Genomic DNA, 26,796 nt, shown 5'->3' with positions numbered 1-26,796 from the left:
ATCCACCGTCTCTACGCTATGCCGGCCTGGATGGCCATCGCGTCCGTGAGGAGGGGCCAGACGTGGGGCGGCAGGGTGTGGCCCATCCGGGGGTGGACGACGGCGCGTGCGCCGGGGATGCGGCGGGCGAGGGCGGCGCCGGCCGACGGGCGGATGAGCGGATCGTCGGCGCCGTTCACGATCAGCACCGGAGCGGTGATCTCGTGGAAGCGGCGCGCGACCGGGCCGAGCCGGAGTCCGGCCGCGGTCTGCCGCTGGGTGGTGCCGGGGTCGCGCGGCGAACGGCTGTGGCTCAGCGTGGCGACGGACCGGGCCCACCGCTCGTCGAACGGTGCGCGCGGTGACGAGATCAGCCGGATCAGGTCGACCAGCGTGTCGATCGCGCCCGCGTCCGTGGCCGGGTGCCTGATCCGGGCGATCCGCGGGAAGACGCCGAAGTTGACGTAGCGCACCAGGTCCCGGCGCCGGCCGAGCGGTCCGGCCATGATCGAGGTGACGCCGCGTACGCGATCCGGGTGCAGGACGGCCGTGGCCAGCGCGAGACCGCCGCCGAGAGAGGTGCCGCAGACGTGGGCGGACCGCCAGCCGAGCGCGTCCATCACGGCTACGCCGTCCGAGACCATGTCGAGCCCGGTGTACGCGGGGGCGGCGCTGCCTCGGAACAGCATCCGGAACGGGTTCTCCGCCGCCGGCGAGGCGAAGTGGGTGGACAGGCCGGTGTCGCGGTTGTCGAAGCGGGCGACGTGGAAGCCGCGGCGGGCGAGCATGCGGCAGAAGCCGTCCGGCCAGAGCACCATCTGGAAGTCCAAACCCATGATCAGCAGCAGCGGTACGCCGCCGGGGTCACCGAACGTCTCGTAGGCGAGCCGGACGTCGCCGTGGTGTGCGGTCTGCATGACGCCTCCCCGTTTTGGCAATGCGATCGCATTGTAATACGGTCGGACCATGCCACGAAAGGTCGACCACGAGGCCCGCCGCCGTCACATCGTCGAGTCGCTGCTGAGGATCACCGCGGAGCAGGGCCTGGAGGCGGTGTCGCTGCGCGAGGTCGCGGCCGCCGCCGGCGTCTCCATGGGCCAGGTGCAGCACTACTTCGCCACCAAGGACGACATGCTGCTGTACGCGCTGCGCCACTGGCTGAGCCTCACCACGCACGACGGCTTCGCGGCCCGTGTCGCCCGCCGCGCGGCCATCGGGCCGGTCGGCGGCGTGTTGGGGGCGATCGCGGCCGAATACCTTCCCTACGACGAGATCAGCCGGGACGAGGCGCGCATCGCGGCCGCGTTCCTGTCCCGCGCCGCGGTCCGGCCGGAACTCGCGGCCGCGCTCGCACCCGCGTTCGCCGGGTTCGCCGACGTGCTGCGCGGGGCGCTCGACGGGATGGGCGTGCCGGACGCGCCCGCCGAGGCCGGCCGGCTGGCGGCGCTGCTCGACGGCCTGCGCCCGCCGGTCCTGATCGGCGCGCTGTCGTACGCGGACGCACTGGCGGTCGTGGACCGGCATCTGGGGAGACTTTAGTTGTGCTTTTGCCGCCGTTGGATACCTTGTGACATGTCGATTCCGGACAGTGCGCGAGCGCGGGTCGACAATTCGCCAACGGCAGGTTAACGAACGGGGTACGACGTGCCGACTCTGGCCCTGGAATGGTTGCTCGACGGCCCGTACGGGCTGGTGGTCGCCCTTGTCATCATCGGTGGCGGCACCGTGCTGAATTACCTCCGGACGCGCCGGGAAAAGATGCTGTCGTTTCGCGTGCGGTTCAACTCCCGGCTCGGATTCGACCCGCCGGACGCCGGTAACGTGGTGCGTCTCATCGGGCCGGACCACTCCGAGATCCCGGACCCGGGCATGGTCGTCGCCCGCATCAAGAACGTGGGCCGCAGCTCGATCACCGAGCAGGACTACGTGCACCGGCTCGGCCTGACGTTCCCCGGCGCCGACCGCCGGCTGGTCACCGTGGACGTCACCGAGGCGCGCCCGCCGGACCTCCAGGACCTGCTCACCGGCGAGGGCTTCGAGGTGCACGACAACCGGATCATCCTGCCGAAGGTGCACCTCAACCCGGGCAGCGAGTTCAAGCTGGTGGCGCTGCTCGAGCACACCAGCGGCACCGGCAAGCCGGAGGTGCAGACGAACGGCATCCTCCGCAACGGCCGCGTCTTCCTGGACAGCGACGGCCGCCGCCTGCGCCGCAGCACCCTGATCGGCGCCGCGCTCACCACGCTGCTGGCCGGCGCCCTGGTCGCGGTGCTGCTGGTCGGCCTGCCCGGCGGCCGGCAGGAGGACTGCGCCGAGGGCGAGCTCACCGTCAGCGGTTCCAGCGCGTTCGCGGACGCGGTCCGCACCCTCGCCGATCAGTACATGGCGGCGTGCCGCGGCTCGAAGATCACGGTCGAGGCGACCGGCAGCGTCGAGGGCCTCAACAACCTCAGCTCCGCACCCGAGGACGACCGCCTGAACCGGCTCGCGCTGGCGGACGGCCGGTTCGACGTCAACGGGGAGTTCCCGGGCGTGGAGATCGCCGGCACGCTGGCCGTCGTACCGTACAGCTTCGTGGCTCACCCGGCGCTGCCGATCGAGGACATCCCGCGGGGCGAACTCGCCAGGGTCTTCAAGGGCGACGTCGCCAACTGGAACCAGGTCACGCTCGCCGACGGCACCCGCGGCCCCGACCTCGAGGTGCGCGTGGTCGGCCGCGACACCCGGTCCGGCAGCCGCCTGGTGATCCAGCGGATCCTGCTCGACGGCACGCCCCCGGCCGGCATCACCGCCAACAGCTGCGCGGCCGCGCGGACCGAGGCCGCCGTCAACGCCCCGATCATCTGCGAGGTCGGCAGCACCGGCGCGGTCATCGACGCGGTCGCCAAGTACGAGGGCGCCATCGGCTACGTCGACATGCCGAACGCGATCGACGCCGGCGCCGCGGTCAAGCAGGTGAAGATCGATAAGCTGGGCGCCACGCTCGACGACCTCAACCGCGGCTACCCGATCTGGACCGTCGAGTACCTCTACAGCTTCGGCCCGCTCGCCAAGACCGGCGAACTGACCCGCTCGTTCGCCGGCTTCATGGTCGACGCGGAACAGGCCGACGAGATCCAGAAAGAGGGCTACCCGCCGTGCGTCCAGCCCGGTAGCGTGCCACAGGGCCTGTGCAGCAAGGGAAACTGAGTCCGCGCTCACCTCACCCCGGAGAACCCGGACTCGTCACACGCGATCTCGACCACCGCGCCGGTCAGCGCGCCCGGAGCCAGCAGCCCACCCTGCAGCGGCGACCTCACCCCACCATGGTCGCCCGGGCGTCAACCCGATTCGGGGTACCCTCGGCCGATGTTCTCGCCACACGGACCGTCGCTGCGTGAGCTGGCCGTGCAGGCGCTGACGTCGGTCGAGCGCGGCTACGACCTGCTGGCGCCGAAGTTCGACCACACCCCGTTCCGTACGCCGGACGTCCTGCTCGACGCCACCGCGGACGCGTTACGGACGCGCGGCCCGTTCCGCACCGGCCTGGACGTCTGCTGCGGCACCGGCGCCGGCCTGGGCGTGCTCCGGCCGCTCTGCCCGGACCGGGTGACCGGCACCGACTTCAGCACCGGCATGCTCGCGCAGGCCCGCGTGGCCCACCCGGACGCCACGTTCGTCCAGGCCGACGCGCGCGACCTGCCGTTCGACGCGGAGTTCGACCTCGCGGTCACGTTCGGCGCGCTCGGCCACTTCCTGCCGTCCGAGCGCCCCGCCCTCTTCGCGGGCGTCCACCGCGCGCTGCGGCCCGGCGGCCTGTTCGCGGTCCCGGTCGGCACCCCGCCGCCGCTGACCTCGCCCGCGCACTGGGTCACGCTCGGCTTCGACACGGCCATGCGGGTGCGCAACGCGGTCTGGCGCCCCCCGTTCGTCATGTACTACCGCATCATGACCCAGCCCGCGATCCAGTCCGCGCTGACCGCCGCCGGTTTCACGGTCGACGCCGTCGACCTTCCCACCCTCGGCCACCGCCACGACGGCACCCCACGCTGCCGCCTCCTGCTCGCCCACCGCCCGGCCTGACCCCGGATGGCCCGAGTTCGGGCTGCACCGCGCGGCGCGGCGGAGCAACCCGGTCGGATGTGTTCTCTCCTGGCCGTGCTCGCCGCCGGCCCGGCACCGCTGACCCACGCCGTGAGCGCCGGCGGGGTGCCGTTCGGCAGCGCTGTGGATCAGGACTCGGCGGCGGCACTCCACTCTTACCGGCAGCTCGCTGAACGAGCCTCCTTCTCTCAGAGCATTCCGGCGTCGGTGCAGGCGGTGTAGAGCAGGCCGAAGTCGGTCAGGTCGACCGGGATCGAGGGGAGGGCGCCGAGGGTGATCCGGGCGGCGTCACGGTGAAAGCGGTCCTGGGAACCGGCGTCCTGGAGCGCCTCCTCGTCGGACCGTTCGAAGTCCTTTCCGATCTGCACGCGCTCGGCCAGGCCCGGAGCGGTGCCGGCGAGCGCGTGCGCCTTGATGCGTGCGCAGGCGGCAATGCCGGGATCGTCGGGCCAGGGCGCGAGCCAGTAGACCGCTGCGCCGATCGCGGCGATCACCGCGACACCGCGGGCGAACGCGATGGCCGTCGCTCTGTCGACGGTCACGGTCCACGGATCATTCGGAGTATCGGGGTACGTCACGAGCGAAGATCATCCGCTACGCGCGGCCGCGTCGCATCCTCCTTTCTGGTCGATCGCCGGGCGCGCCGATGAACTCGGCGCACCGGCGCTCATGCGGCGCCGCGTGGCTTGGGTGGCCACGCCGGGACCGGCTCCGACGCGGCGACCGGCGCGGCGGCAGAGGCCGCCGCGAGTTTGCCCAGGCGAACTCGCCGAGAGTGGGCGGGCCGGTAGTGGGGATGTCGGGGTCCGGGGTCGTTCCCGGGGTGGGTAGGCCGGTAGCGGGAATATGGGTTGCCCCGGGATTTGGATCTTGGGGGTGTCGCGGGCGGGCGGCGCGGGTGGCGATTAGGGTCTAGGTGACGTCCTCATGCGCCAACCCGAGGAGACCGCCGTGTCTGTTCACCCCCGTGCCGGCCAGCCCGCGGAGCCGGGCGATCTGATCGATGTGGCGGAGTTGCTCGCCGCCTATCGGGATCGGCGCCCGGACGTGAGCGTGCCCGCGCAGCAGGTGGCGTTCGGGACGTCCGGGCATCGCGGGTCGTCGCTGAAGTCGGCGTTCAACGAGGACCACATCGTGGCGATCAGCCAGGCGATCTGTGAGTACCGGGAGGGGCAGGGCGTCGACGGGCCGCTGTTCATCGGGCGGGACACGCACGCGCTGTCCGAGCCGGCCACGATGAGCGCGGTCGAGGTGTTCGCGGCGAACGGCGTGACCGTGCTGCTGGACAGCCGGGACGGGTTCACGCCCACGCCGGCGCTGTCGCACGCGATCCTGACCGCGAACCGGGGCAGGCACACCGGGCTCGCGGACGGCGTGGTGGTCACGCCGTCACACAATCCGCCGGCGGACGGCGGCTTCAAGTACAACCCGCCGAACGGCGGCCCGGCCGACACGGACGCCACGAAGTGGATCCAGGACCGGGCGAACGCGCTGATCGCGGACGGCCTGACCGGCGTGCGCCGCATGCCGTACACGCGCGCGGTCAACGCGGACACCACCGGCCGCTACGACTTCCTGGCGTCCTACGTGGACGATCTGCCGTCCGTGCTGAACCTGGACGCGGTGCGGGACGCGGGCGTGCGGATCGGCGCGGACCCGCTCGGCGGCGCCAGCGTGGCGTACTGGGGGGAGATCGCGTCCCGGCACCGCCTGGACCTGACCGTGGTCAACCCGGAGACCGACCCGGCCTGGCCGTTCATGACGCTGGACTGGGACGGCAAGATCCGGATGGACTGCTCCTCGCCGTACGCGATGGCCTCGCTGATCGGCAAGCGCGACGCCTACCAGATCGCCACCGGCAACGACGCGGACGCGGACCGGCACGGCATCGTCACGCCGGACGGCGGCCTGATGAACCCGAACCACTACCTCGCGGTCGCGATCCACTATCTCTACGGATCCCGCGACGGCTGGTCCGCGGACGCCGCGGTCGGCAAGACGCTCGTCTCCTCCTCGATGATCGACCGGGTGGCCGCGTCGCTCGGCCGCCGCCTGATCGAGGTGCCGGTCGGCTTCAAGTGGTTCGTCCCCGGCCTGCTCGACGGCTCGGTCGCGTTCGGCGGCGAGGAGAGCGCCGGCGCGTCGTTCCTGCGCCGCGACGGTTCCGTCTGGACCACCGACAAGGACGGCATCCTGCTCTGCCTGCTCGCCTCCGAGATCCAGGCCGTGACCGGCGAGTCCCCGTCGCAGCACTACGCCGCGCTGGTCGACCGCTTCGGTGCCCCGTCCTACGCCCGCATCGACGCGCCCGCCACCCGCGAGGAGAAGGCGGTCCTCGGCAAGCTCTCCCCGTCCCAGGTCACCGCGACGTCGCTGGCCGGCGAGCCGATCACGGCCACGCTCACGTCCGCCCCGGGCAACGGCGCCGCGCTCGGCGGCCTCAAGGTCACCACGGAGAACGGCTGGTTCGCCGCGCGGCCGTCCGGCACCGAGGACGTCTACAAGATCTACGCGGAGTCCTTCAAGGGCGACGACCACCTGGCACAGATCCAGGAGGAGGCGCGCGACCTGGTCTCGGAGGCGCTGAAGGCCTGAAATCCAACATCCGGAGCGGGTTCGGCGTGCCCGCTCTGGGCTTGCTCCTGCGGGCGCTGGGCGACCCCGGGCCCCGGTTTTCCCGCTTCCGGCGTGCCCGCTCTGGGCATGCTTGGTGGCAGCTGCTCTGCACGGCCGGCGATCCAGCACGCCGGCGATCCAGCACGCCGGCGATCCAGCACGCCGGCGATCCAGCACGCCGGCGATCCAGCACGCCGGCGATCCAGCACGCCGGCGATCCGGCACGGCGGCGACCCCGGGCGCCGGCGCCTTCGCGGGCCGGCGAATCCACCGGTGATGACCGCGGTCGCCGGTGGAGCGAAGGGCGGGCTCACGCGCGGATGCGTACCGCTGCGGGGGTTGGGTCCGTGGTGTGGTTCGTGGGGTCGGCCGGTAGGGTGCGGGGCGGCACGAACTGTTGCGAGGTGCCCGGCCGGGGACGGCCGGGAGAATCGGGAAGCCGGTGGGAATCCGGCACGGGCCCGCCGCGGTGACCGGGGAGCTGCCGCCCATGCGCGTACGCGCGGCCACTGGCCTGGACAGGCTGGGAAGGCGGGCGGTGAGGTGACGATCCGGGAGTCCGAAGACCGGCCTCGCGCCTGGTGACCCCGGCACGCCCGGGGCCGGACCGCAGCGGGAGCCTGCCGTGAGCCATGACCTGTACGAGATCATTCACCGTCGCCGTGACGTGCGCGGCGAGTTCACCGGGGAGCCCGTCCCGGACGCGGTGCTGGACCGCGTCCTCGGCGCCGCGCACGCGGCACCCAGCGTCGGACTGTCCCAGCCGTGGGATTTCGTGATCGTCCGCAGCCGGGCGCTGCGGGAGGAGTTCCACTCGCACGTACGCCGGGAGCGCGAGGTCTTCGCGGCCACGCTGGACGGTGAGGCGGCCACGCGGTTCGCCCGCATCAAGATCGACGGGGTGCTGGAGTCGACGTTGTCGATCGTGGTCACCTATGACGCGGAGCGTGGCGGTCCGGCGGTGCTGGGGCGGCACGCGATCGCGGACGCCGGGCTCTACTCCGCGTGCCTCGCGGTCCAGAACCTGTGGCTGGCCGCGACCGCGGAACGGCTCGGCGTGGGCTGGGTGTCGTTCTACCGCGAGGAGTTCGTGCGCGAGTTGCTCGGCATCCCGGCCGCGATCCGCCCGATCGCCTGGCTGTGCGTCGGCCCGGTCACCCACCTGGAACGCACGCCGGACCTGGAACGCCACGGCTGGCGCCGCCGCCGTCCGTTGCACCTGGCCCGGCACGACGACCGATGGGGCGGGGAGGATAGTTCCCGCACCTACTCGATCAGCTGATCAAACCACCGCCGTGATGCAGAACCGGCTCTCCGAGCTGAACACCTGGATCCTCACCCAACCCGACGACGTGCACGCGAACGGTTACGTCGCCTCGGTGAACGACGCGCGGACAGGTTCCACGATCCTGCTCTGGCACGGTGAGGCGAACCAGACACAGAAGGCCATCACGGAGAAGGCAGCCCAGCTCGGCATCACCGTGACCATCCAGCGACGCAAGCACAGCCTGGCCGACATCACCCGCGGGCAGGAAGCTCTCCACGGCCTCAGCGGCCGCGGGCTGTTCGCCAACTTCACGATCAACTCGACCGCGGGCATCACGGCCGACTTCGACGGCATCGTCGTCTACGGCGAGTACGTCAACCCGCCTGCCCGAGGCCGCACCGAGGCAGATGCGGCGCTCGCCACGGCCGCATCCGAGGAGATCGGCGTCACGGTATCCATCAAGCCCGGCGGGGTCGTCACCCCGGCATAGCCATGCCCGAACACCACGCGGGTTCGTGCTCAGCGGGCGTCGCCGACGATCCGCACCGTCCGGCGTTTCCGGTGTCCTGCGCTCAGCCCGCGTCGCGGGCCCGATCGAGTCGCGCCGCGCGGGTCATCGCCGCGTGCAGCGCGGTGGCGGCCAGCAGGGACAGTGCGAACACGCCGATCAGCCGCGCCCCCGTGGTGTGCACGAGGGCCGCGCCCGGCAGCCGCGAGATGATCGCCGCGCCGGCCACGGCCACCAGCGCCGCAACACCCCAGAACCGGCCCGGCCGCACCGCCACGACCGGCGGCTCGCCGTGCCAGGCACGCAGCATGCGCCGCCGTCCGATGTGGACGGCGAGCGGCAGCGCGGCGATCGCGCCGCCCACCGTCGAGGCCAGATCGGCGATCGGTGCGTGATCGGTGATCGCGTCCCACACCTGGTGGGACGCCGCACCGAGCAGGGCCGAGACGACCGTGACCGGCAACGTCGGCCGCGCCGCACCGAGCACGCCGTAGTCGCGCGGCGCCAGCCACGCCGGCCACGGGGGCAGATGTGCCGCGACGACCGGCGCGGCCCGGCGCACCAGGACCGCGCACACCAGCGTGACCGGCAGGCAGAACAGCGGCAGCCCGAGCGGCCCGTGCGCCACCTGGTAGAGCGCGACGCCGCCGGCCGCCTGGAGGACGGTGCCGTCCAGCGCGTACGCCAGGTCCGGCGACGCCGACCCGACGACCAGCGCGACGCCGTCGAACCAGCGTGGCCGCCACAACTTCAGCGGCAACGGCAGCGCGGCGTGCGAGGGGAAGGTCAGCGGCATGCGGGCACTGTAGCGATCTTCGGTCAGCGCGCCCGCGCCGCGAGCGGCGACACCGCCCGCGCCGCGAGCGGCGACACCGCCCGCGCCGCGAGCGGCGACACCGCCCGCGCCGCGAGCGGCGACACCGCACGCGGCGCGAGCGGCGACACCGCACCTCGTCGACCAGGCGTTCCCGCGCGCGGCGTGATCGCCACGGTCTGACGGCGCCGATCGGCCGGTGTGCGGTCGGCGCCATGGCGATCGCGCTGGCCGCCACCCGCGCCGTGCCCTGCGGCCTCGCGGTCCGAAAGCGCGGCAAGGCAATCGGACCAGCCCCCTAGGATGACTTAGGGGTTGGTCCGCCTCACAACGCAAGCGTCGCCGTGTCGCAGCCCCGTCGCTTCGTCAGAGCGCCGGGACGGGCAGGGACGCGGCCACGTCGTGGGCCACGCGGGTGAGGGCGGCCACCGCGGGGGAGCGGGACACGGCCGGCCAGACCACCGAGAGCGGCACCGGATCCAAATCCTCCACCGGCCGGTACGCGATGCCCGGCCGGGGGAATCGCCCGGCCACCCAGTCCGGCAGGAACCAGACCGCGCTGCCGACCTCGACCAGGTTGAAGATCTGGGAGAGGTCGCGCAGCCGGGACGCGGGCGGCGGTGCGACCCGGCCCCGCTCGGCCGGTGAGCCGTAGGGCAGGTGGCGCCCGGCCAGGTCGGCGAGCCGGACGGTCGCGCGGGCCGTGAGCGGATCCGCCGCGGGCAGCGCCACTACGGTCGGCCCGGACAGCAGGGGTTCGGCGTCCAGGCCGTGCGGGTCGTACGGTCCCGGCAGCAGGGCTACGTCGGCCCGGCCCTCGCGCAGCGCGCGCTCCTGGTCGCCGGGGCCGCCGAGCAGCAGGTCGACCGGCCCGCCGTAGGCGTCCAGGATCGCGGGCAGCAGACCGCCGTCGAAGTCGGCCTTGAGTGCGAGCCGCAGCCCGGACCGCCCCGCGCGCCGGGCCCGGTGTTCCGCGGCCGCGACCGCGTCGAGTGCCACGCGCGCGTCGTCCAGCAGCGTCTCACCGGCCGGGGTGAGTGTGACCTGGCGGGTGGTGCGCGTCAGCAGCGCCACGCCGAGCTGTCGTTCGAGGTCGCGGATCGCGCGGGACAGTGGCGGCTGTGCCATGCCCAGCCGCTCGGCCGCGCGGCCGAAGTGCCGCTCCTCGGCCACCGCGACGAAGTACCGCAGCTGCCGCGTCTCCAGACCACTCATATCCGCACGGTATCAATCAAGACGGAGACGGTCTTTCCGTACTGCGGGGGTCCGGCGGTTGACTGAGCGGGTCGATGTAGCACGGAGGAAGAGACAGATGATCGTCATCACCGCACCCACCGGTCAGATCGGCGCGCACGTGGTGCGCGCGCTCCTCGAGGCGGACGTGCCGTTCCGGGTGATCGCCCGTGATCCGGCCCGGCTCCCGGCCGGCATTCCCGAGGTGGTCACCGGCTCGCACGGCGACCCGGACGTCGTGGCCGCGGCGTTCGACGGCGCGGACACGGTCTTCTGGCTGGTGCCGCCGAACCCGGCCGCGAGCGGCGTGGACGAGGCGTTCGCCGGATTCGCGCGGCCTGTGCTGGACGCGTTCGCGGGCCGGCGGGTGGTGGCGGTCTCCGCGCTCGGCCGCGGCACGCCGGTCGCCGGCCGGGCCGGGCGTGTCACCGCCACGCACGCGATGGACGACTTGATCGCCGGGACCGCCGCGGCGTACCGTGCGCTGGTCATGTCGTCGTTCATGGACAATCTGCTGCGGCACGTCGAGCCGATCACCACGCAGGGCGTGTTCTACGGCCCGCACCGGCCCGGCCTGGCGATGCCGCACGTCGCCACGCGGGACATCGCGGCGGCCGCGGTCCGGCTGCTGCGGGACGACACGTGGTCCGGGCGCGCGGAGGTGCCGGTGCTCGGCCCGGAGGATCTCACGTTCGACGAGATCGCCACGACCATCGGCGACGAGATCGGGCGGCCGGTTCGCTATCGGCAGGTGCCGGGCGACGCGTTCGTGGCGACGATGATGCGCAACGGCAACACCGAGCCCATGGCGCGCAGCCTGCTCGACATGGCGCTCGCCAAGAATGACGGCCTGGACGCCGGCGTGGCCCGGACGCCGGCGACGACCGGGCCGACCACGTTCCGCCGGTGGTGTGCCGAGGTGTTCAAGCCGGCCGCGGAGCGTAGTGGCGCGAACACAGGGGAAGATAGCCGACAGCGCGGCTGACCGAACGGCCACTGAACAGGGGTTTTGCGGCGTGCGAGGGTTCGCTCGTGTCTGCACAGGAGAACCCCATGGACAAAGCCCTGACCGCGTACGCCGACGGCCACACCGACGGTCTGAACGGCACCCGCGACGAGACCCGCGCCGGCGACCCGGACTACCGCACGGGCCTGCACGACGGCCAGGTGGCCGCGTTCGAGCGCGACCTCCTCGCCGCCGTGCGCCGGGTGCTCGGTAAGTCCTAGACCTGTACTTCGCACATGCTTTGGAGTGAATGCCCGTCACTCTGATCAAGATCGATGTGTTGGACGGGTATGGGTGTGCCTCGTCGTAGTGCTGTGCGTCCTCGTGCCGAGTTGGTCGAGGGTGTGGTGCTGGAGAAACGTCTCGGTTCGTTGCCGGTGATCGCGGATTTCTGCCGCCGGATCGACATCGCCGGGATCATCGACGGGCTGTGCCCGATCCGTGATATCGCTCTTGCGACGCATGGTCAGGTCATCGAGGTCCTGATCGCGAACCGGCTGACGAACCCGTCCGCGATGGCCGGGATCGCTGACTGGGCGCGGGCGTGGGCGGTCCCGGAGGTGTACGGGATCGCCGCGTCCGCGTTCGGCGACGACCGGCTCGGCCGGGCGCTGGACGCGGTCGCCGAGCACACGGACACCATCGTCGGCACGGTCGGCGCGGCGGCGATCGACAGGTTCGGTATCGACGTGACCCGGCTGCACTGGGACATGACCTCGATCTCGCTCTGCGGCGCCTACGATCACAGCGATCCCGAATACCCGCAGCCGGGCTGGGGACACCCGAAAGACCGGCGCCCGGACCTGAAACAGATCCAAGCCGGGATCGCGGTCAGCGCTGACGGGGCGGTCCCGGTGTTTCATCAGGTCTACGACGGCGGCGCCGGTGAGGTCGCTCAGGTCGTCGAGGCCATGCACGCCCTGCAGAAACTGGCCGCCACGCCCGAATTCCTGATGGTCGGCGACTCGAAACTGATCTCTTACGGCAACGTCACCGCGATGACCGACGCCCGGGTCAGGTTCCTCGCCCCGCTGGCCGCGTCCCGGGTCCCGGCCGGTTTGTTCGCCGGTATCGACCCGGCGAGCACCACAACAGTGGACTACATCGCCCAGCGAGACACCCACAAGCCAGCCGGCCGGCGCTGCGCCTACCGGGTCACCGAAGACGTCATGGACCTGCCCGGCCCCCGCAGAACCGACCCGGTGCACCAGATCCGCCGGATCCTGGTCCACTCCACCGCGAACCAGAACGCCGCCGAGGCCGCCCGGCAACTGAAACTCGGCAAAGCCCGCACCGAACTCGACACCCTGACCCGCACCGCCGGCACACGGCACCACCCCGACACCACCGCCGTCACCGCAAAAGCCGTCCAGATCAGCAAGAAACGCCGTGTCAGCGCCTACCTGCGCACCACCATCACCACCGACCCGAACACCGACAAACCCACCTTCGCCTGGCACTTCGACCAGACCGCAATCGACGCCGAAGCCGCCACCGACGGCTGGTACGCACTCCTGACCAACCTCGACCCCACCGACGCCGACCCCACCGAAATCCTGCACCGCTACAAAGGCCAGAACACCGTCGAACAGCGCTACTCCACGATCAAAGGACCCCTCGCCGTCGCACCCCTATTCCTGCAAACCAACCGCAGGATCACCGCCCTGATCACCATCATCTGCCTGGCCCTGCTCATCTTCAGCCTCATCGAACGCGAAGTCCGCCTCCGCCTCGCCGAACAAGACCGCCACCACATGACCGGCTTCTACGCCTACGACAACCGCGCCGTCAGACCCACCGCACGACTCATCCTCCACGCCCTGCACGACCTACGACTCATCCCCGCCCACAACCGGCAACCACCCAAAATCCCCCAACCCGGCTGGCTCCAAGCCCAACTCCTCGCCCTACTCAACGTCGACCCCACCCGACCACGCTGGCTATAACGGCAGTCCACAACCATGTGCGAAGTCCAGGCCTAGAGAATCCTGACCGCGTCCCCGGTCGATGTTGGCCAGCAGTTCGGCGGACTGCCACCGCTCCAGCGGGCGGAGGACCGCGTCGCCGGAGCCGAGCGGTACGTCGAAGATCAGCGGTCGACCGCGTACTTCTCGATCTCGGCGAGCTCGTCGTCGGAGAACGCGAGGTTGCCGAGCGCGGCGATGTTCGTCTCCAGCTGGGTGGTGCTGGACGCGCCGATGATCAGGCTGGTCATCCGCGGGTCGCGCAGCGCCCAGGCGAGCGCGAGCTGTGCCAGCGACTGGCCGCGGGACGACGCGATCTCGTTGAGCGCGCGGACCTTGTCCATGGTGTCGTCGGACAGGTCGCTCTCGTTCAGGAAGTGGCTGGTCGCGACGCGGGAGTCGGACGGCACCCCGCGGAGGTAGCGGTCGGTGAGCAGGCCCTGCTGGAGCGGGCTGAACGCGATGCAGCCGGCGCCCGCGGTCTCCAGCGCGTCGAGCAGGCCGTCGCGCTCGATCCAGCGGTTGAGCATCGAGTACGACGGCTGGTGGATCAGCAGCGGCGTGCCGAGCGCGCGCAGGATCTCGGCCGCGCGGGTGGTCTGCTCGGCCGAGTAGTTGGAGATGCCGACGTAGAGCGCCTTGCCGGAGCGGACGATCGCGTCCAGCGCCGACATGCTCTCCTCGAGCGGCGTCTCCGGGTCGGGGCGGTGGTGGTAGAAGACGTCGACGTAGTCCACGCCGAGCCGGGTCAGCGACTGGTCCAGCGACGAGACCAGCTGCTTGCGCGAGCCCCACTCGCCGTAGGGGCCGTCCCACATGTGGTAGCCGGCCTTGGAGGAGATGACGATCTCGTCCCGGTACGGCTTGAGGTCGGTGGCCAGCAGCCGGCCGAAGTTGCTCTCCGCCGAGCCCGCCGGCGGCCCGTAGTTGTTGGCCAGGTCGAAGTGGGTGACGCCGAGGTCGAACGCCCGCCGCACGATCTCGCGCTGCGTCTCGAGCGGCCGGGTGTCGCCGAAGTTGTGCCAGAGGCCGAGCGAGATCGCGGGCAGCTTCAGCCCACTGCGACCCGAACGCCGGTACGTCATGGTCTGGTAGCGGTCACTTGCGGGGTTGTACGTCGTCACGCGGGGAAGCGTATCCCTGCTGCCCCGCGGCCTGTCCGGAGGCGGCCGACAACGCCGGGTCCGGCACCGCGCGGTCGTACTGGAGGCAGGCCGTCATCGTGGTGCCGCCGCTGCCGACCGTGACCAGATCAAGAGCCGGATCAAGATCGTCACAGATCCCCATCCGGTACGCGCAGCGCGTGCGATAGGGGCAGCCGGGCGCGTCCGCGGGCCGTCCTTCGCCGGGTGACCCGCCGGCGAACAGGTCGATCGTGTGCGGGTGGTGCGGGCCCGCGTAGACGTCCTCGGCCCGCCCGTGCTCGACGATCCGCCCGCCGTAGAGCACCGCCACCTCGTCCGCGACGCCGCGCAGCGCGGCCGGGTCGGTGCAGGTGACCACGATCGCGCAGCCGTGCCGGTCGCGCAGCCGGGCCAGCGCGGTCAGCGACGCGGCCGGGGCGTCGTCGATGACCAGCACGTCCGCGTGCCGCTGCCGGGGCGTGAGCACCGGATCGGTGGCGTCCAGCACGCGCGGGGACGCGGCGGCGAGCCGTTCCGCGCGGCTGGGCCGGGGCGTGCCCGCCCGCAGCGTGATCTCCGGGCCGCCGTCGCGGGGCCGGAGCGTGAGCCGGCCGGTGAAGTCGTCCACGTCGCCGGTGAGCACGCGGGCGAGCGTGGTGCGGCCGCTGCCCGGTTCGCCGGCCACGCCGAGGATCGCGCCGGCCGGCAGGTCGAACGAGACCTCGCACAGCACGGGCCGGTCGCCGCCGAACGTGGCCGTGACCTGCCGCACGCTCAGCACCAGCCCACTTCGTGCATCCACGATGCTCAAACGCGCCCCCGAGCGTGTGATTTTCCGCCTGTTTGCGCCCGTTTCAGCTGCGATAACGCCAAACGCGAGAAAATGGAAACATCCTGCCGTTACGGCGTCAACGGGCAATCGTCGAGCAGTCGTCCGCGAGCGCCGAAGGGCCGGGCTCGCCGCCGAGATCGGCCCGAAACATGATCACTGCTACCGTTGCGGGTGCCGGCATCATCCGTACGGGAGAGACTCGACTTTCTCGGGCGCCGAAGGGGCAAATCCTCCCCGGAACCTCTCAGGCAAAAGGACCGTACGGGCAGGCGACTCTGAAGCAGGGTTTCACGCTGTGCGACAGAGGGGGAGGTTGATTCCGTCGACCTCATCGCCCGAGGAGCCGCATGACCGCCTTCTTCGACCCCGATCTCTTCGCCACCCGCCACATCGGCCCGAGCGCGGCCGACCAGCGCCGCATGGTGGAGACCATCGGCTACGGCTCCGTCGAGGAGCTGATGGACGTCGCGATCCCCGAGGTCATCCGCTGGCACGGCACGCTCGACCTGCCCGCCGCGGTCACCGAGGCGGAGGCGCTGGCCGAACTGCGCGCGCTCGCCTCGCGCAACACCGTCGCCACCTCGATGATCGGCCTCGGCTACCACGGCACGCACACGCCCGGCGTCATCCTGCGCAACGTGCTGGAGAACCCCGCCTGGTACACGGCGTACACCCCGTACCAGCCGGAGATCTCCCAGGGCCGCCTCGAGGCGCTGCTCAACTTCCAGACCATGGTCGCCGACCTCACCGGCCTGACCACCGCGAACGCGTCGATGCTGGACGAGGGCACCGCGGTCGCCGAGGCCATGACGCTCGCCCGGCGCGCCTCCAGGAGCAAGTCCAGCGTGTACGTGGTGGACGCCGAGACGCTGCCGCAGTCACTGAACGTGATCCTCACCCGGGCCGAGCCGCTCGGCCTGGACGTGCGCGTGCTCGACCTGACCACGGAGGCGCTCCCGGACGAGTTCTTCGGGCTGCACCTGCAGTACCCCGGCGCGTCCGGCGTGGTCCGCGACGACGCGGCCCTGATCGAGGCCGCGCACGCCAAGGGTGCGCTGGTCACGGTGGCGGCCGACCTGCTCGCGCTGACGCTGCTGCGCGCGCCCGGCGAGATCGGCGCGGACATCGCGGCCGGCACCACGCAGCGCTTCGGCGTGCCGATGGGCTTCGGCGGGCCGCACGCGGGCTACCTCGCGGTCCGGGCCGGGCTGGAGCGCTCGCTGCCCGGCCGGCTGGTCGGCGTGTCCAAGGACGCGGACGGCGCGCCCGCGTACCGGCTGGCACTTCAGACGCGTGAGCAGCACATCCGCCGGGAGAAGGCGACCAGCAACATCTGCACCGCGCAGGTGCTGCTGGCCGTGATGGCCAGCATGTACGCGGTCTACCACGGCCCGGCCGGGCTGCAGTCGATCGCGCGCCGCGTGCACCTGCGGGCGTCACAGCTGGCCTCCTCCCTGCAGCGGATCGACGGCGTGGAGGTCGTGCACGAGCACTTCTTCGACACGCTGCTGGTACGCGTACCCGGGAAGGCTTCTGAGGTTCTCGAGGCCGCGGAGCGGGCGGGCATCAACCTGCGCCGGGTGGACGCGGATCACCTCGGCGTCTCGTGTGACGAGACCACGACCGTGGCGCACCTGACCGCGGTCGTCGAGGCGTTCGGCGGGACCGGGATCCCGGACGGGGCCGCCGCCGCGTTCCCGGACGCGCTGGTCCGCACGTCCGAGTACCTCACGCACCCGGTGTTCGCCAGCCACCACTCCGAGACCGCGATGCTGCGCTACCTGCGCCGCCTGTCGGACATGGACTACGCGCTGGACCGCGGCATGATCCCGCTCGGCTCCTGCACGATGAAGCTGAACGCGACCGCGGAGATGGAGGCCATCACCTGGCCCGAGTTCTCCCAGCTGCACCCGTTCGCCCCGGCCTCCCAGGCGGCCGGCTACGAGCAGCTGATCGGCCAGCTGGAGGGCTGGCTCGCCGAGGTCACCGGGTACGACAGGGTGAGCGTCCAGCCGAACGCCGGCTCACAGGGTGAGCTGGCCGGCCTGCTCGCGATCCGCGGCTACCACCTGGCCAACGGCGACGCGCAGCGCACGGTCTGCCTGATCCCGTCGTCCGCGCACGGCACCAACGCGGCCTCCGCGGTGATGGCCGGCATGAAGGTCGTCGTGGTCGCGTCGCAGGAGGACGGGACGGTCGACCTGGACGACCTGGACCGCAAGATCGAGGCGCACCGGGACGCGCTCGCCGCGATCATGGTGACCTACCCGTCCACGCACGGCGTCTACGAGACCGGCATCGCCGCGCTCTGCGCCAAGGTGCACGAGGCCGGCGGCCAGGTGTACGTGGACGGCGCGAACCTGAACGCGCTGGTCGGTTTCGCCAAGCCGGGCAAGTTCGGCGCGGACGTGTCGCACCTGAACCTGCACAAGACGTTCTGCATCCCGCACGGCGGCGGCGGTCCCGGCGTCGGCCCGGTCGCGGTCCGGTCGCACCTGGCTGACTTCCTGCCGGGTGACCCGCTGGTGCCGGGGGCGAACCCGGTGTCCGCCGCGGACCACGGCTCCGCCGGGATCCTGCCGATCCCGTGGGCGTACCTGCGGATGATGGGCCCGGACGGGCTGGTCGCCGCGACCGGTGCGGCCGTGCTCGCGGCGAACTACGTGGCGGCCCGGCTGCGCAACCACTACCCGGTGCTCTACGCGGGCAACAAGGGCCTGGTCGCGCACGAGTGCATCCTGGACCTGCGCCCGCTGACCAAGGCGACCGGCGTGACCGTGGACGACGTGGCCAAGCGCCTGATCGACTACGGCTTCCACGCGCCGACCATGTCGTTCCCGGTCGCGGGCACGCTGATGGTCGAGCCGACCGAGTCCGAGGACCTGGCCGAGCTGGACCGGTTCTGCGACGCGATGATCGCCATCCGGGAGGAGATCGCCCGGGTCGAGGCGGGCGAGTGGCCGCTCGCGGACAGCCCGCTGTCCAACGCGCCGCACACGGCCGCGTCCGTCTCGGCGGACTCATGGGAGCACGCGTACCCGCGCTCGGTCGCGGCGTTCCCGCCCGGCGTGGACCGCGCCGCGAAGTACTGGCCCCCGGTCCGCCGCATCGACGGCGCGTTCGGCGACCGCAACCTGGTCTGCTCCTGCCCGTCCCCGGAAGCCTTCGAGGACTGACCGGCGCCGGCAACCATGGTCGAGGCGTCCCCCATGCTGCTCGCACAGCATGGGGGACGCCTCGACCATGAGACGGCGCGTCGCCGAGCGCGGTGCTCTCCGGCGCGGGCCGGCACAGCCGGGCCGTCCTGCCGGTCGGGCTGTCCTGCGGTCGGGCTGTCCTGCGGTCGGGCTGTCTTGCGGTCGGGCTGTCCTGCGGTCGGGCGCGGGCCCCGGCACAGCCGGGCCGTCCTGCGATCGGGCTGTCCTACGGTCCTGTGGTCGGGCCGTCCTGTGGTCGGCTGTCCTACGGTCCTGTGGTCGGCTGTCGGGTGGTCGGGCCGTTCTGCGGTCGGGCTGTCCTGTGGCCGTGTGGGCGGATCTCCTGCGGCTGGTTCGCGTGCGGGCTCTCGATCCAGGTCGTGGCGGACCGCGGCCTGTTCCCTGACCGGCTGGTGCGGGTTCGCGGCCAGGTCATCTGCGGCATACCGGTCCGGCTCCCGGCCTTCGAAGCCGCGACGGCACTCCCCGGCGGCGGTCACCCACCTGCCGGCGACCGGCGCTACCGTGGTGATCCGCAGCCGGTCCGGCGGCCGGCCCGCATGGCTGGGGTTCGTGTGTCGCTTGGGTTCGCGCGGCACCTGATCGTCCCCGGCTCGGAAAGAGTCGTGAACCGCTCGACGAGCCAGGCGTTGGCGGTAGCGGCCGGTTCGTGGGGCGCGGCCGGTCGGGGACAGCTGCGATCCCGTCCACAGGAGGTCATCGCCGCAGGTCCGAAATGTCATAGTATTCCACCTCGCGCTCGCTGGTCACCTTTGCAGAACGGCGCTACCCAGGCCTGAGTGATCAATCAGTGGAGCAAAAGATAGGTCAACATCGCTAGTTGACCTATCTTTTGCTCCACTGATTGATCACTTAGTTCCGCGGCCTGGCGCGGCTGCGGCTGTACGCCATGTCGACCGGTGACGCAGTCGGCTTTATGTGCAAATTTCGGGCGCGAAGCTCCCACCTCCTGCCGTGCCGCAGGCGGGATCAAGGCGAGCTGCAATCGGCGACATCGAAGAACTCACGCTCCCCACCGCGACTCCGGCCGCTCGCGTCTCGCGAGCGGCCGGAGTGGCGGGGCCGGAGTGGCGGGGCCGGAGTGGCGGGGCCGGAGTGGCGGGGCCGGAGTGGCGGGGCCGGAGTGGCGGGGCCGGAGTGGCGGGGCCGAGGTCGCGTGGGTGGGGATCTGGGTTTGCCGGAGGCCTGCGGAACATGCAGCGAGGAGCGCCGGCGACGACCGTTGCCCGCGGGAGCACGCGGACAGTGGCCGCGCCGGGAGCGGGAGGAGAAGCCTTTGAGGCTTGATCGCGCTGCTGGCGCTGGTGTTCGTGTTCCCGGCCCGGCGGATGGGCGGCCGCTCTTCGGGTTCTGAGCGTTCCCGCAGGTGGGCGCGGCGGCGTGGGGCCGTGCGCACGCCGCCGCGTGCCACCGGCGTCGGTGGTCTCCGGCGTGGGGCCGGTCCGGAGGCCTCCTGGAGGAGGCGCGACTCGACGGACCGGATGTCGGAAGACGGCCGTTCGGTTACGGAGAGGTAGCTCGACGCTGAGCCGCACCATTACGGTGGGTTACAAGAAGTGACCCAGGTGGGGGTCGCCGCCGGAGTGGCGTCGTTGACGTCCGGCTGATGAGGGTCAGGCCGCCAGTGCGTGCCGCGCGGGGCCGCGGTGGGGCTCGATGCAGCTGCCGTCCGGCAGCAACTCGCCCGTGTCCTCGAAGACGATGACACCGTTGCAGAGCAGGCTCCAGCCCTGCTCCGGGAAGGACGCGATCACCTTCGCGGCCTCCCGATCGGTGGCATCAGAGGTCGGACAGGGGCATTGGTGCTGGCACATCAGGGTCTCCGGTCAGTTTACTGTGGCATGTTTCACATGCCCGGTGATGCACATTACCAAGGCGCTAGCGCGCCTCCGAGCGCGTGGCACACGAATGAACATGAATCCTCCGTTCGGCTGATCTACATCCGCCCGGATGGCTGGGATCGCTCCCACCGGCGGTGATCACAGCGTTACGGAGATCGTCATCGTTGTCACTTTCCGAGTGTGACTCTCCCGCGCCATACCTGCCACACCGATTGTCCGCCATCGGACGTGTCACGCTGTGTCGCGCGTCGCAGCGGGTAAGGACTCCGTTAGCCTGTCGGTCATGACGATGCGGCCCATCCGAGTGCTCGGCGACGCGGTTCTGCGCAGCCCCGCCGACACCGTGACCACGTTCGACGCCGGTCTCCGTGACCTGGTGACCGACCTGATGGACACGCTGCTCGGCAAGCCCGGCCGGGCCGGAGTCGCGGCGCCGCAGATCGGCGTCGGCGCGGCCGTGTTCGTCTACGACGACGACGCGGGGCACCGCGGCCATGTCGTGAACCCGACCATCGAGATCGGCGTGGAGACCGAGGAGGACGACGAGGGCTGCCTGTCCGTCCCGGGGCTGTACTTCCCGACCGTGCGCGCGCTCACCGCCACCGTGCGCGGCGTCGACCAGCACGGCGAGCCGCTGACCATCGAGGGCGAGGGCTACCTGGCCCGGATCCTGCAGCACGAGACCGACCACCTCGCCGGCCGCCTCTACGTCGACACGCTGCGCGGCGACTCCCGCCGCGCCGCGCTCCGCGAGATCCGCGCGGCCGCCTGGTCCCGCTCGTAGCGGTCGCTCGCGTCGTTCACGACGGTCCGGCTCGAGTCGTTCACGACGAACCGGGACGCGTTCACGACGGTCCGGGACGCCGGCTGATCCATCGAGCCGTTTCCACCTGGTCGCGTGGGTTTCGGTGACCAGGTGGACACCGGCTCCCGCCGCGGCGGCCGGAGCGGAGCGCTGCTGGTGTCGTTCCCGCCGTTCGGGCAGTGGTGGCTCGCACCCGCCGGTGTCGTACCCCGCCCGAAGATCCGGTCGACGCCGCGGCATGGCGGCAGCCGACGGTCGTGGTGCGCCAGGCCGGAGACAGGTCACTGCGGTAGCGTCGGCGGCGACGTCCAGTCAGGAGGCCGCGACATGACCGAGGCGCAACCCGACACGACCACGGTGAGCAGCGCACGGGTGTGGAACTACCTGCTCGGCGGCACCGACAACTTCGCGATCGACCAGCTGGTCGGCGACCGGATCCGCGACTCCTTCCCGGACATCGTGGTGCTCGCGCGCGAGCAGCGGAAGTTCCTGGTCCGGGTGGTGACGCACCTGGTCGCCGAGGCCGGTGTGCGCCAGTTTCTGGACATCGGCGCGGGCCTGCCGGCCGCGAACAACACGCACGAGGTCGCCCGCCGGATCGCCCCGGAGACCCGCGTCGTCTATGTGGACAGGGACCCGATGGTCCGCGCGCACGCCCGCGCGCTGCTGGCCGGCGGCCCGCCGGGCGGCACCGACTACGTGCACTGCGCGGCCGAGGACCCGGAGGCGATCCTCCGCGAGTCCGCCCGCACGCTCGACCTGACCGCGCCGGTCGCCGTGATCATGTGCGGGCTGCTCGGCAACGTGCCGGACTACGACGATGCACGCGCCATCGTCACCCGGCTGTTCGACGGCCTGCCCAGCGGCAGTTATCTGGCGGTCTCCGACGGCTGCGACACCAGCCCGGGCATCATCGCGGCGGTCCAGGGCGCGAATCAGGCCGGCCACCCGTACAACCTGCGCAGTCCCGCCCAGATCGCCGGCTACCTGGACGGCCTCGACATCGTGCCGCCCGGCGTGGTCCCGATCCCGCAGTGGCGCCCCGAGCCCGGCGCGAACCCGCCCCCGATGGACGGCCGCAGCGGCCTGGCCCGCAAGCCCTAGGCGTCGTTCGCCAGGTGGCTCGTCGGTGAGCGGGGCCGTCGGAGCGGTGTCGGGGACGCCTCATCACCGGGTCCGTCCTGGCGAACGTTCGTGGACGGCCCTCAGACGATCAGGCCGCCGGTGGCGCGGATGTTCTGGCCGGTGATCCAGGCGGCGTCCGGGCCGGCGAGCCAGGCGACGACGGCGGCGACGTCGTCGGGGGTGCCGACGCGGCCGAGCGCGCCGAACGAGGCCGCGGCCGACTCGATGTCGGGCCACGGTGCGGTGGCGCGGAGCATGTCGGTGTCGGTCTGGCCGGGGGAGACCGTGTTGACGGTGATGCCGCGCGGGCCCAGCTCGCGCGCGGCGACCGCGGTGATCTGCTCCAGCGCGGCCTTGCTGGCGCAGTAGAGGGCCAGCCCCGGGCCGGCGACCACGGTGTTCAGCGTGGACAGGTTGACGATCCGGCCGTGGTCGCGCATCAGCGTGGCCGCCTCGCGGATCGCCAGCAGCGGGAACCGGGTGTTGATCGCCATCACCCGGTCGAAGTCCTCGCCGGTCAGCTTTGCGAGCGGGATGCGGGGCGCGATCGCGGCGTTGTTGACCAGGATGTCCAGGCCGGACGCGCGGACCGGCGCGAACATCGCCGCGAGCGCGCCCGGGTCGGCCTGGTCGGCGCGGACCGCGGTGACGTCGGGGAGATCGAAATCAAAGGCGTCGCGGCGGTACGTGTAGACGACGCGCGCGCCGAGCGAGGCGAGACGGCGCACGATCGCCCGTCCGATGCCGCGCGAGCCGCCGGTGACCAGCGCTCTCCACGTCGACGATGATCGCGGTGGCGGCCAGCGCGAGGAGCCGGTGCGCGATCGGCCGGGCGCCGGGCCGCCGAACCCGGCATAACCGGCGACCAGCCCGCGCAGGGCCGGGTGCGCGGCCGCGACGCGAGGTGCGCATGCGCTCGCGTCACCGTGCACCGGGACCGAGTGGACCCGCACGTCCGCGAGTGTGGCAGATCCCGCCGTCCCGCCGCATCCGTCACAGGCGTGCCCGATTCGGCGGCGCGAGTCCGCCGTCGAGAAATGGCGGTCGGCGTCGGCTCCCGATCGGTCAGATCCAGCCGTCCATCGCGGACAGGAAGTCGGCGAGGCGGCCGTACCAGACGGTGTGGCCCGCGCCGGGGACCGTGCGGACCGTGATGCCGGCGGCGGTGAGCCGGGCGACCGCGGCGTCGTCCGGGACGTACTCGCTGGGGTCCGCCCTGATCAACAGCGACGGCACGGACGCGACCGGCGCCAGGTCCCGGCCGACCGCGGACGCGAGCAGCTTCGCCGTGGCCGTGGTGTCCCAGCGCAGCGCCGCCTCGATCTCGTTGCGCACGTCCTGCTCCGGCCACCACGGCCGGTCCCGCAGCAGCGTCTCGCGATTCCGGGCCGCCCGGCGCTTGTTCAGGAACGCGATCGCGGCCTCGAGGCCGTGCCCGCCGTCGTCCAGCCGCTGCGGCGGATCGACGTAGACCGCGCGGGCCGGCCGCAGCCGTTCGACCGCCGCGGCCAGGACCACGCCGCCGAGTGAGTGGCCGACCGCCAGCTCCGGTTCCGCCGGGACGGTGTCCAGCAGCAGCCGCACGGCGTCGCGCAGCGTCAGGTCGCCGGCCGGCGCGGGGGAGCGGCCGTGGCCGGGCAGGTCCGGCGCGATCACCCGGTAACCCTTGTCCGCCAGCGCCGGCCCGACCTCGTGCCAGCAGCTCGAATCGGTGATCATGCCGTGGATCAGCACCGCGATCCGGTCACCCGATCCCCATTCCCTGGTCTCAAGGATCATCTTCACGCCGGAAGATTACCGGCGAGTACCGTCACGTCGCGCGGGCGTGGATCACATCGGCGATGATCAGCGGGTGTTGTGGACGCCGAACTTCACCCGGTACTTCGTGGCCCGGTCCGTCTCGGTCTTCGGCGACGCCATGCTGCTGGTCGCGTCCGCGCTGGCCATCGGTGCGCTGCACGGCGCCACCGGGATCGGCGTGGTGCTGGCCGCGTGGATGGTCCCGTTCCTCGGCTTCATCCTGTTCGGCGGCGTGTTCGCCGACCGGATCGGCGCGCGCCCGCTGATGCTCGGCGCGGACCTGGTCCGGCTGGCCGCGCAGGGCACGGTCGCGGTCGGGTTCCTCACCGGCGTACCCTCGCTGTGGCTGTTGATCGTCTGTTCCGCCGTGAGCGGCGGCGCGACCGCGATGTACCAGCCCGGTGTGAACGGCATCATCCCGCTGGTCACCACGGACCCGCAGCGCGCCAACGCCACCATCCGGGTCGCGAACGCGATCGCGGAACTGCTCGGCCCGGCCGTCGCGGGCATCCTGTTCGGCTTCGCCGGCGCGGGCGTCGTCTACAGCGTCGACGCCGCCACGTTCGCGATCAGCGCGCTGTGCCTGGCGTTCGTCCGGGCCGGCCCGGTCCTGCGGACCGCGCGCACGTCGATGGCCGCGGACCTGGTCGCGGGCTGGCACGAGTTCCGCTCCCGGACGTGGCTGTGGAGCGTGATCCTGGTGTGGGTCGCGTTCGGCGTCTTTCTGTTCGGCCCGCTGCTGCCGCTCGGCGCGGTCCTGGTCAGCGGCTCCCTCGGCCCGGCCGCCTACGGCTGGATGCAGTCCGCCGTCGGCGCCGGCACGATCATCGGCGGCCTCGCCGCGCTGCGCCTCAGACCCGCGCTGCCGCTGACCGCGGGCGCGTCCGCGATGTTCGCCTACGTATTGTTGCCGCTGGCGATCGCGGTGCACGCCACGCTGCCGGTGCTGCTGGCCGCCGCCGCGGCGAACGGCGCGGCCTGGGCGTTCTGGTCGGTCATGTGGCAGACCAGCGTCCAGACCCAGGTCCCTGCGGCCGTGCTGAACCGCCTCACCGCCTACGAGGTCCTCGGCTCCGACGGCAGCCTCCCCGTCGGCCAGTCCCTGGCCGGCCCGGTCGCGCTGCTCATCGGCGCGGAACGGGTCCTGGGCGTCTCCGTCGCCGTCGGCCTCCTCGGCTGCGCCACGCTCCTCCTGATCCCCGCGGTCCGCACTCTCCGCCGCGCGCCGGAGCCGCTGCGGGTGTAGACGGCGCCGCGATGCCGGGCGTCTATTCTGCGGCGATGGATCTCAGTGAGCGGCCGGTGCCGGTGGAGTTGCCGGTGTTGCGGTGGGGTGCGGCGGACGCGCCGGTGCGGGTGTTGCTGGTGCACGGGCTGACGTCGTCCGGGGCCGTGTGGTGGGAGGTGGCGGACGAGCTGGCGCGGGCCGGCTGCCGGGTGACCGCGGTGGACCTGCGTGGGCACGGCGCCGCGCCGGCGACGGTGGGTTACCGGCTCGCGGAGCTCGCGGCGGACCTGGCCGAGGTCGGTGACGGCGGGTGGGACGTCGTGGCCGGGCATTCGCTGGGCGGGGCAGCCGTGGTCACCGCGGCCGCGGCCGGATGGCTGGCCTCCCGGGCGTACCTGCTGGTGGATCCGGTCCTGGAGGTGTCCGAGGCGGAGGCCGAGCGGTACGTCACCGGGATCACCGCGGAGCTGACCACGCCGGCGGAGGTCTTCGCGCGGGAGAATCCGCGCTGGCATCCGGAGACCGTCCGGCTGAAGGTGGCGGCCGCGGCGGCCTGTTCGCCCTATGTGGTGGAGCGGTGCCTGCGCGACAACACGCCGTGGGAACTGCTGCCGCTGGTGGAGCGGATGGGTGCGCCGGTGACCGTGCTGGGTGCGGATCCGGCGGTCGAGGGGCCGAGCTTCACGGCCGCGCACGCCGCCGCGCTGCCGCCGCACGCGAGTTTCCGGGTGGTGCCGGGGTGCGGGCACTCCGTGTACCGCGACGATCCGGCATCCGTGATCGCGGCGGTGCGTGCGGCGGCGGGCGTCTGAGGGTCAGCTCTGCTCCTGCTGGAGCGTGAAGCAGTCGTCGCCGTCGTTGCCGCCGCCGGTGTCCGGCTCCCAGCGCAGCGCCGAGGTGGCCGCGGCCATCTGGGCGTAGGCCTCGCCGTCCTCCAGGCAGTCGTCGTGGTCGCGGCCGACCTGGGCGCCCTCCGGGTCGACCCGCCACAGGCCGTCGCGGGTCAGCTCGACCTTGACGTCGAAGCCCTTGCCCTTGGCCTGCCGGAAGTGCGCCTGCAGCGGCACCACCCACAGGCCGGACGGCTTCTGCTCGATCTGGGCCTGGTCACCGCGGTCGCCGTTCTCGTCCCAGGCGTCGATGTAGACGGCGGAGCCCGGCTTGATCTGCCGGAGCTCGGAGTTGTCGGTACCACTACAGGCGCCGAGCACCGGCGCCGCGACGGCGAGCACCAGTAGTGCGGCGAGCGAGCGGTTCATGGAAAGCCCTTCGACGTGACGACCGTGACGCCTGAGACGGTAAGGGATCATCGCAATACGGCGGCCCGATCCGGATCTCCGAGATGGTGCGCCG

Annotated in this window: 25 protein-coding genes and 2 riboswitches; of the genes, 14 read left to right on the top strand and 11 right to left on the bottom strand. The window is 72.0% G+C overall.

Annotated elements, in window-relative coordinates; genetic code table 11:
* Positions 1-11: 11 nt before the first annotated feature.
* The gene (locus J2S43_RS15320) at positions 12-896 is read right to left on the bottom strand and encodes an alpha/beta fold hydrolase (RefSeq protein ID WP_306829706.1); all 885 of its coding nucleotides are present in this window, start codon (positions 894-896) and stop codon (positions 12-14) included.
* A gap of 49 nt (positions 897-945) precedes the next feature.
* On the opposite strand from J2S43_RS15320, the gene J2S43_RS15315 reads away from it, so the two are divergent.
* The 3 genes from J2S43_RS15315 (at position 946) to J2S43_RS15305 (ending at position 4,041) form a co-directional block, all read left to right on the top strand.
* Positions 946-1,518 carry a TetR/AcrR family transcriptional regulator gene (locus J2S43_RS15315; RefSeq protein ID WP_306829705.1) on the top strand — a complete coding sequence of 191 codons (573 nt, stop codon included), beginning with the start codon at positions 946-948 and terminating at the stop codon, positions 1,516-1,518.
* A 105-nt stretch (positions 1,519-1,623) separates the two neighbouring features.
* Positions 1,624-3,168: a PstS family phosphate ABC transporter substrate-binding protein gene (locus tag J2S43_RS15310; protein WP_306829704.1), complete on the top strand. Its 1,545-nt coding sequence runs from the start codon at positions 1,624-1,626 to the stop codon at positions 3,166-3,168.
* A 159-nt stretch (positions 3,169-3,327) separates the two neighbouring features.
* Positions 3,328-4,041, top strand: a complete 714-nt coding sequence (locus J2S43_RS15305) for a class I SAM-dependent methyltransferase (RefSeq protein WP_306829703.1) — start codon at positions 3,328-3,330, stop codon at positions 4,039-4,041.
* Positions 4,042-4,250: 209 nt separating this feature from the next.
* On the opposite strand, the gene J2S43_RS15300 is transcribed toward J2S43_RS15305, so the two are convergent.
* On the bottom strand, positions 4,251-4,604 hold the full coding sequence (locus J2S43_RS15300; protein WP_306829702.1) for a hypothetical protein: 354 nt from the start codon (positions 4,602-4,604) through the stop codon (positions 4,251-4,253).
* Between the two features lie 409 nt (positions 4,605-5,013).
* On the opposite strand from J2S43_RS15300, the gene pgm reads away from it, so the two are divergent.
* From pgm to J2S43_RS15285, 3 genes are all read left to right on the top strand, one after another.
* Entirely contained in the window at positions 5,014-6,657 is a 1,644-nt protein-coding gene (gene pgm, locus J2S43_RS15295; RefSeq protein WP_306829701.1) for a phosphoglucomutase (alpha-D-glucose-1,6-bisphosphate-dependent), read from the top strand.
* A gap of 406 nt (positions 6,658-7,063) precedes the next feature.
* Positions 7,064-7,267, top strand: a riboswitch (cobalamin riboswitch).
* A 36-nt stretch (positions 7,268-7,303) separates the two neighbouring features.
* Complete coding sequence (gene bluB, locus J2S43_RS15290; protein WP_306829700.1) at positions 7,304-7,960, top strand: 5,6-dimethylbenzimidazole synthase; 657 nt, start codon at positions 7,304-7,306, stop codon at positions 7,958-7,960.
* 13 nt (positions 7,961-7,973) lie between these two features.
* Entirely contained in the window at positions 7,974-8,435 is a 462-nt protein-coding gene (locus J2S43_RS15285; protein ID WP_306829699.1) for a hypothetical protein, read from the top strand.
* Positions 8,436-8,517: 82 nt separating this feature from the next.
* Here the strand turns inward: J2S43_RS15285 and J2S43_RS15280 are convergent, their stop codons facing one another.
* The 3 genes from J2S43_RS15280 to J2S43_RS15270 form a co-directional block, all read right to left on the bottom strand.
* Positions 8,518-9,249: a DUF4184 family protein gene (locus J2S43_RS15280; RefSeq protein WP_306829698.1), complete on the bottom strand. Its 732-nt coding sequence runs from the start codon at positions 9,247-9,249 to the stop codon at positions 8,518-8,520.
* Positions 9,250-9,272: 23 nt separating this feature from the next.
* Positions 9,273-9,443 carry a hypothetical protein gene (locus tag J2S43_RS15275; RefSeq protein ID WP_306829697.1) on the bottom strand — a complete coding sequence of 57 codons (171 nt, stop codon included), beginning with the start codon at positions 9,441-9,443 and terminating at the stop codon, positions 9,273-9,275.
* Between the two features lie 190 nt (positions 9,444-9,633).
* Positions 9,634-10,482: a LysR family transcriptional regulator gene (locus J2S43_RS15270; protein ID WP_306829696.1), complete on the bottom strand. Its 849-nt coding sequence runs from the start codon at positions 10,480-10,482 to the stop codon at positions 9,634-9,636.
* A 97-nt stretch (positions 10,483-10,579) separates the two neighbouring features.
* On the opposite strand from J2S43_RS15270, the gene J2S43_RS15265 reads away from it, so the two are divergent.
* The 3 genes from J2S43_RS15265 (at position 10,580) to J2S43_RS15255 (ending at position 13,452) form a co-directional block, all read left to right on the top strand.
* Positions 10,580-11,485, top strand: a complete 906-nt coding sequence (locus tag J2S43_RS15265; RefSeq protein ID WP_306829695.1) for an NmrA family NAD(P)-binding protein — start codon at positions 10,580-10,582, stop codon at positions 11,483-11,485.
* A 68-nt stretch (positions 11,486-11,553) separates the two neighbouring features.
* Positions 11,554-11,727, top strand: coding sequence for a hypothetical protein (locus tag J2S43_RS15260; protein ID WP_306829694.1), 174 nt, complete (start codon positions 11,554-11,556; stop codon positions 11,725-11,727).
* A 54-nt stretch (positions 11,728-11,781) separates the two neighbouring features.
* Positions 11,782-13,452 carry an IS1634 family transposase gene (locus J2S43_RS15255; protein ID WP_306827509.1) on the top strand — a complete coding sequence of 557 codons (1,671 nt, stop codon included), beginning with the start codon at positions 11,782-11,784 and terminating at the stop codon, positions 13,450-13,452.
* Between the two features lie 143 nt (positions 13,453-13,595).
* On the opposite strand, the gene mgrA is transcribed toward J2S43_RS15255, so the two are convergent.
* Together mgrA and J2S43_RS15245 are read right to left on the bottom strand one after the other, a co-directional pair.
* Complete coding sequence (mgrA, locus tag J2S43_RS15250; RefSeq protein WP_306839289.1) at positions 13,596-14,555, bottom strand: L-glyceraldehyde 3-phosphate reductase; 960 nt, start codon at positions 14,553-14,555, stop codon at positions 13,596-13,598.
* Positions 14,556-14,568: 13 nt separating this feature from the next.
* Entirely contained in the window at positions 14,569-15,396 is an 828-nt protein-coding gene (locus J2S43_RS15245) for an ATP-binding cassette domain-containing protein (protein ID WP_306829693.1), read from the bottom strand.
* A gap of 209 nt (positions 15,397-15,605) precedes the next feature.
* Positions 15,606-15,696, top strand: a riboswitch (glycine riboswitch).
* Positions 15,697-15,773: 77 nt separating this feature from the next.
* Between J2S43_RS15245 and gcvP the strand changes: the two genes are divergently transcribed.
* On the top strand, positions 15,774-18,602 hold the full coding sequence (gene gcvP / locus J2S43_RS15240) for an aminomethyl-transferring glycine dehydrogenase (RefSeq protein WP_306829692.1): 2,829 nt from the start codon (positions 15,774-15,776) through the stop codon (positions 18,600-18,602).
* 1,655 nt (positions 18,603-20,257) lie between these two features.
* Here the strand turns inward: gcvP and J2S43_RS15235 are convergent.
* On the bottom strand, positions 20,258-20,458 hold the full coding sequence (locus tag J2S43_RS15235; RefSeq protein WP_306829691.1) for a DUF5999 family protein: 201 nt from the start codon (positions 20,456-20,458) through the stop codon (positions 20,258-20,260).
* A gap of 310 nt (positions 20,459-20,768) precedes the next feature.
* On the opposite strand from J2S43_RS15235, the gene J2S43_RS15230 reads away from it, so the two are divergent.
* Entirely contained in the window at positions 20,769-21,269 is a 501-nt protein-coding gene (locus tag J2S43_RS15230; RefSeq protein WP_306829690.1) for a peptide deformylase, read from the top strand.
* Positions 21,270-21,617: 348 nt separating this feature from the next.
* Complete coding sequence (locus tag J2S43_RS15225; RefSeq protein WP_306829689.1) at positions 21,618-22,394, top strand: SAM-dependent methyltransferase; 777 nt, start codon at positions 21,618-21,620, stop codon at positions 22,392-22,394.
* 101 nt (positions 22,395-22,495) lie between these two features.
* Here J2S43_RS15225 and J2S43_RS15220 read toward each other — a convergent pair whose 3' ends face one another.
* Entirely contained in the window at positions 22,496-23,368 is an 873-nt protein-coding gene (locus J2S43_RS15220; protein WP_306829688.1) for an SDR family NAD(P)-dependent oxidoreductase, read from the bottom strand.
* Between the two features lie 112 nt (positions 23,369-23,480).
* On the bottom strand, positions 23,481-24,194 hold the full coding sequence (locus J2S43_RS15215) for an alpha/beta fold hydrolase (RefSeq protein ID WP_306839287.1): 714 nt from the start codon (positions 24,192-24,194) through the stop codon (positions 23,481-23,483).
* A 73-nt stretch (positions 24,195-24,267) separates the two neighbouring features.
* Here J2S43_RS15215 and J2S43_RS15210 point away from each other — a divergent pair, with 73 nt between their 5' ends.
* Positions 24,268-25,461, top strand: coding sequence for an MFS transporter (locus J2S43_RS15210; protein WP_306829687.1), 1,194 nt, complete (start codon positions 24,268-24,270; stop codon positions 25,459-25,461).
* Positions 25,462-25,496: 35 nt separating this feature from the next.
* On the top strand, positions 25,497-26,255 hold the full coding sequence (locus J2S43_RS15205) for an alpha/beta fold hydrolase (protein ID WP_306829686.1): 759 nt from the start codon (positions 25,497-25,499) through the stop codon (positions 26,253-26,255).
* A gap of 3 nt (positions 26,256-26,258) precedes the next feature.
* On the opposite strand, the gene J2S43_RS15200 is transcribed toward J2S43_RS15205, so the two are convergent.
* Positions 26,259-26,702: a hypothetical protein gene (locus J2S43_RS15200; RefSeq protein WP_306829685.1), complete on the bottom strand. Its 444-nt coding sequence runs from the start codon at positions 26,700-26,702 to the stop codon at positions 26,259-26,261.
* Positions 26,703-26,796: the final 94 nt, after the last annotated feature.

Origin of the sequence: Catenuloplanes nepalensis (genome assembly GCF_030811575.1) — a bacterium.
In the GTDB taxonomy this organism is placed as follows: Bacteria; Actinomycetota; Actinomycetes; order Mycobacteriales; family Micromonosporaceae; genus Catenuloplanes; species Catenuloplanes nepalensis.
The sequence above is the reverse complement of the archived record's forward strand: the minus strand, read 5'-3'. Positions and strand labels throughout refer to the sequence as shown.

Coding starts and splice junctions, on each gene's coding strand:
- J2S43_RS15320 (WP_306829706.1), bottom strand. CDS start 896: ATGCAGACCGCACACCACGGCGACGTCCGGCTCGCCTACGAGACGTTC.
- J2S43_RS15315 (WP_306829705.1), top strand. CDS start 946: ATGCCACGAAAGGTCGACCACGAGGCCCGCCGCCGTCACATCGTCGAG.
- J2S43_RS15305 (WP_306829703.1), top strand. CDS start 3,328: ATGTTCTCGCCACACGGACCGTCGCTGCGTGAGCTGGCCGTGCAGGCG.
- J2S43_RS15280 (WP_306829698.1), bottom strand. CDS start 9,249: ATGCCGCTGACCTTCCCCTCGCACGCCGCGCTGCCGTTGCCGCTGAAG.
- J2S43_RS15270 (WP_306829696.1), bottom strand. CDS start 10,482: ATGAGTGGTCTGGAGACGCGGCAGCTGCGGTACTTCGTCGCGGTGGCC.
- J2S43_RS15265 (WP_306829695.1), top strand. CDS start 10,580: ATGATCGTCATCACCGCACCCACCGGTCAGATCGGCGCGCACGTGGTG.
- J2S43_RS15260 (WP_306829694.1), top strand. CDS start 11,554: ATGGACAAAGCCCTGACCGCGTACGCCGACGGCCACACCGACGGTCTG.
- J2S43_RS15255 (WP_306827509.1), top strand. CDS start 11,782: ATGTGTTGGACGGGTATGGGTGTGCCTCGTCGTAGTGCTGTGCGTCCT.
- mgrA (WP_306839289.1), bottom strand. CDS start 14,555: ATGACGTACCGGCGTTCGGGTCGCAGTGGGCTGAAGCTGCCCGCGATC.
- gcvP (WP_306829692.1), top strand. CDS start 15,774: ATGACCGCCTTCTTCGACCCCGATCTCTTCGCCACCCGCCACATCGGC.
- J2S43_RS15235 (WP_306829691.1), bottom strand. CDS start 20,458: ATGTGCCAGCACCAATGCCCCTGTCCGACCTCTGATGCCACCGATCGG.
- J2S43_RS15230 (WP_306829690.1), top strand. CDS start 20,769: ATGACGATGCGGCCCATCCGAGTGCTCGGCGACGCGGTTCTGCGCAGC.
- J2S43_RS15225 (WP_306829689.1), top strand. CDS start 21,618: ATGACCGAGGCGCAACCCGACACGACCACGGTGAGCAGCGCACGGGTG.
- J2S43_RS15215 (WP_306839287.1), bottom strand. CDS start 24,194: ATGATCCTTGAGACCAGGGAATGGGGATCGGGTGACCGGATCGCGGTG.
- J2S43_RS15205 (WP_306829686.1), top strand. CDS start 25,497: ATGGATCTCAGTGAGCGGCCGGTGCCGGTGGAGTTGCCGGTGTTGCGG.
- J2S43_RS15200 (WP_306829685.1), bottom strand. CDS start 26,702: ATGAACCGCTCGCTCGCCGCACTACTGGTGCTCGCCGTCGCGGCGCCG.